Origin of the sequence: Paraburkholderia sp. Cpub6, assembly GCF_014201065.1 — a bacterium.
Lineage (GTDB): Bacteria > Pseudomonadota > Gammaproteobacteria > Burkholderiales > Burkholderiaceae > Paraburkholderia > Paraburkholderia tuberum.
Genome location: NZ_JACHDM010000099.1, coordinates 1 through 1087 on the forward strand (window position 1 = coordinate 1; position 1087 = coordinate 1087).

At 59.1% G+C, this 1087-nt stretch carries 1 protein-coding gene; it reads left to right on the forward strand.

The window, feature by feature from the left end; all coding sequences use genetic code 11:
- Positions 1–50 precede the first annotated feature (50 nt).
- Complete coding sequence (locus HDG33_RS36875; RefSeq protein ID WP_184041242.1) at positions 51–1073, forward strand: IS30 family transposase; 1023 nt, start codon at positions 51–53, stop codon at positions 1071–1073.
- Positions 1074–1087 lie beyond the last annotated feature (14 nt).

Here is a 1087-nt window from a genome sequence, read left to right on the forward strand (position 1 = left end):
CTTAGTCTCTAGTTCCAAGTGCAACACCTTGAATGAGGTAGGGTGTTGCGATGAAGAAGAACTACAAGCATTTGAGTGCGGAAGAACGCGCGGCGATCATGATCGAACATCAAAAGGGCGGCAGCATAAGAACTATTGCGGGGCTGCTGGGGCGCAGCGCTTCGACGGTGTCGCGCGAACTGGCGCGTAATTGCAGCGTGGACGCGCCGCGCTACTGTGCGACGCAGGCGGCCTCGGCCTATCGGCTGCGTCGTCGGCGCTGCGTACGGCCGCGCAAGTTGATCGAAGGCAGCGCACTTTATCGGCATGTGCATGATCACCTGGTCTACTGGCGCTGGTCGCCGCAGCAAATCGCTGCCAAACTGCGGGCCATGTATCCAGACGACCCAAGTCAGCACGTCAGCCACGAGACGGTCTACGCTGCCATTTACACCTATGCACGTGGCTCGCTGAAACCGGCCATGATCGCAGCCTTGCGCCAGGAAAAACCGGCGCGCGGGAATCGGCGCACGACGCTTGCTGGCGGCAGCTATGTTCCCGAGGATTTGCGCATCCAATATCGCCCCGAGCAGATCGAGCAACGGTTGTTGCCAGGGCACTGGGAGGGCGACTTCATCAAGGGTGCGTTTAATCGTTCCGCCGTGGGCACGCTGGTCGAACGCAAGACACGCTTCGTGATTCTGTGCCGCATGGATGGCTGTACGGCCAAGGATGCGCTGGAAGGCTTCTCGCGGCAAATGAAGAAGTTGCCGGCCTTTCTTCGCGAGAGCCTGACCTACGATCGGGGAACGGAAATGGCCTGCCATGTCGAGCTCTCCAGGCGGCTCAATATCGATATCTGGTTTGCTGATCCGCATGCGCCTTGGCAGCGCGGCAGCAATGAGAACACCAACGGCTTGCTGCGTCAGTTTCTGCCAAAGGGCACAGACCTTTCGACGTTCTCGCAGACCCAACTCAATGACATCGCCAAATTGCTCAACGGGCGGCCTCGCCAGACGCTCGGCTGGGACTCCCCCGAGGAAGCAATGGCTAAAGAGTTAGAGAAGGCCGGATTAGCTAAACGTTGCACTTGACTCTTGAGACTGCC